Source organism: Kineococcus sp. G2 (assembly GCF_037154035.1).
In the GTDB taxonomy this organism is placed as follows: Bacteria; Actinomycetota; Actinomycetes; order Actinomycetales; family Kineococcaceae; genus Kineococcus.
Genome location: NZ_JBBBEM010000019.1, coordinates 1 through 2,719, shown reverse-complemented (window position 1 = coordinate 2,719; position 2,719 = coordinate 1). Strand labels below are relative to the sequence as shown.

2 protein-coding genes and 1 pseudogene are annotated in these 2,719 nt (G+C 75.9%); all 3 read right to left on the bottom strand.

From position 1 onward, the window contains the following. Positions 1-83: 83 nt before the first annotated feature. Positions 84-1,367: a phosphopyruvate hydratase gene (gene eno, locus V9U69_RS04240; protein WP_337060056.1), complete on the bottom strand. Its 1,284-nt coding sequence runs from the start codon at positions 1,365-1,367 to the stop codon at positions 84-86. A gap of 64 nt (positions 1,368-1,431) precedes the next feature. Further along, on the bottom strand, positions 1,432-2,385 hold the full coding sequence (locus V9U69_RS04235) for an ROK family protein (RefSeq protein ID WP_337060055.1): 954 nt from the start codon (positions 2,383-2,385) through the stop codon (positions 1,432-1,434). Positions 2,386-2,409: 24 nt separating this feature from the next. Beyond that, positions 2,410-2,719 (bottom strand): annotated as a pseudogene (locus tag V9U69_RS04230) (nucleoside triphosphate pyrophosphohydrolase); the annotation flags it as partial.

Genomic DNA, 2,719 nt, shown 5'->3' with positions numbered 1-2,719 from the left:
CGCCGTGCGGCGGGCGGTGCGGGGCGCGGTGGGACGTCGCGACGCCATGGGGACAGCTTCTCCCGGGAGCGGGCCGGAACGCGTCAGGCGCGCGCGGCGCGCGGGAAGGCGGAGGCGCCCGCGTAGCGGCCGGCGTCGTCCAGCTCCTCCTCGATGCGCAGGAGCTGGTTGTACTTCGCCACGCGCTCGGAGCGGGCCGGGGCGCCGGTCTTGATCTGGCCGGAGCCCACCGCGACCGCCAGGTCGGCGATGGTGGTGTCCTCGGTCTCACCGGAGCGGTGGCTCATCATCGTGGTGAACCCGCTGCGGTGCGCCAGGTCCACGGCGTCGAGCGTCTCGGTGAGCGAGCCGATCTGGTTGACCTTCACCAGCATGGAGTTGCCGGCGGACAGGTCGATGCCCTTGCGCAGCCGCTCGGGGTTGGTGACGAAGAGGTCGTCGCCGACGAGCTGCACCTTGCCGCCCAGGGCGGTGGTGATGTGCTGCCAGCCCTCCCAGTCGTCCTCGCCCAGCGGGTCCTCGATGGACACCAGCGGGTACTCCGAGACCAGGCCCTCGTAGTAGCCGGTCATCCACTCCGCGGAGCGGGTCGAGCCCTCGAAGGCGTAGCCGCCGTCGGCGACGAACTCGGTGGCCGCCACGTCCAGCGCCAGCGCGATGTCGGTGCCGAGGCTGAAGCCGGCCTTCTCGATCGCCGAGGCGATGAGGTCCAGGGCCTCCTTGTTGTTGGGCAGGTCCGGGGCGAAACCGCCCTCGTCGCCCAGGCCGGTGGCCAGGCCGCGCTGCTTGAGCACGGACTTCAGCGCGTGGTACGTCTCCGCGCCCCAGCGCAGCGCCTCGCGGAAGGAGGCCGCCCCCACGGGGGCGATCATGAACTCCTGGATGGCGACGCCGGTGTCGGCGTGGGCGCCGCCGTTGACGATGTTCATCATCGGCACGGGCAGCAGGTGCGCGTTGGGGCCGCCCAGGTAGCGGAACAGCGGCAGGTCGGCGGAGGCGGCGGCGGCCTTGGCCACGGCGAGGGAGACGCCCAGGACGGCGTTGGCGCCCAGGCGGCCCTTGTTGGGGGTGCCGTCCAGGTCGAGCATCGCCTGGTCGACGATCCGCTGCTCGTGGGCGTCGTGCCCCACCAGCGCCGGGCCGACCTCCTCGATGACGGCCTCGACGGCCTGCTCGACGCCCTTGCCCAGGTAGCGGCCCTGGTCGCCGTCGCGGCGCTCGACGGCCTCGTGGGCGCCGGTGGACGCGCCCGAGGGCACGGCCGCGCGGGCGAAGGTTCCGTCGTCGAGGAGGACCTCGACCTCGACGGTGGGGTTGCCCCGGGAGTCCAGGATCTCGCGAGCTCCGACGGCCTCGATGGTGGCCACGCGCACTCCTACTGCTCGTTCGTCCGCTGTTCGGTCGGCCCGAGCCTAGCGGGCGCCGCCGCGCTCACCCCGAGAGCGTCTGCCAGCCCAGCCGGCCCGCCCCGAGCAGGCCGGACAGGCGCGGCAGCTGCGAGGCGGTCAGCCGCACGTCCGCCAGGTGCGGGTAGACGGCCAGCTCCGCGTACGCCGCCCGCAGCGGCCCCATGAGCACCTCACCGGAGGCGGCGACACCGCCCCCGACGACGACGTCGGTGAGGTCGAACAGCGCGGCCGCCGACAGGAACGCCGAGGCCAGCGCGCGAGTGCCCACGGCGATCACCTCCAGCGCGACCGGGTCCCCGGCGGCCGCGTCCGCGGTCAGCACCCGCGCGTCGGCGGCCTCGCCGGCGCGCCAGCCGCGCGCCCGGGCCGCCCGCACCATCGCCGGGCCGGACGCGTACGCCTCCACCACGCCGAGGGCGCCGGAGCCGGGCAGGCGCTCGCCGTCGAGGACGACGCCGACGTGGCTGATGAACCCGGCGTTGCCGCTCTTGCCGGTGAGGATGCGCCCGTCGAGCACGACGCCCCCGCCGATGCCGGTGGAGACGACCACGCCGAGCACCGAGGGCGCGCCGGCGGCGGCGCCCACCCACTGCTCGGCGGCGGCGAAGCACTGCCCGTCCTGGGCGAGCGCGGCGTGCACCGGGCGGCCCAGGGCGCGCCCGGCGCGGGCGGCGACCGCCGCGGTGAGCGGGAAGCCGCGCAGGGAGGGGATGTTCACCGGGTGCACCGTGCCGGCGGCGGTGTCGACCGGCCCCGCCGAGCCGATGCCGACGACGTCGGCGACCTCCAGGCCGTGCTCGAGCGCGTGCGCGAGGACGTCGTCCACCAGGGCGTCCAGGGCGGCGCCGACCGCGGTGGGGTCGGCGGCGTCGGTGGGCACCTCCCGCTCGGCGCGCACCTCACCGGTGCGGGAGACCAGCCCGGCGGCGATCTTGGTGCCGCCGATGTCGAGCGCCAGGACGTGCGTCGTCGTCACGGCGCCCGACCCTACCGATCGGGTTCAGCGCCGGGGAGCTCCCGCGGCGCTCTCGCGCTCGCGGGCGGCGCGCTCCAGCCGTCGCGTCGCCGTGCGCAGCGCCGCCTCGGGGTCCACCCCGGCCGCGTGCGCGGCGTGCACCAGGTCCAGCAGCCGCTCCCCCACCACCTCCTCGTCCAGCGCCTCCTCGCCGACCGGCTCCTGCGCCCCGGCGGGCTCGGCGAGGCCGGCGCGCTGCAGGCGGCCGAGGACCTTGTCGGCGCGGGCGAGCGCCGGCAGCTGCAGCGGGATGCCGTCCAGGACGGACTCGCGCGGCTTCTCGGTGGCCTTGATG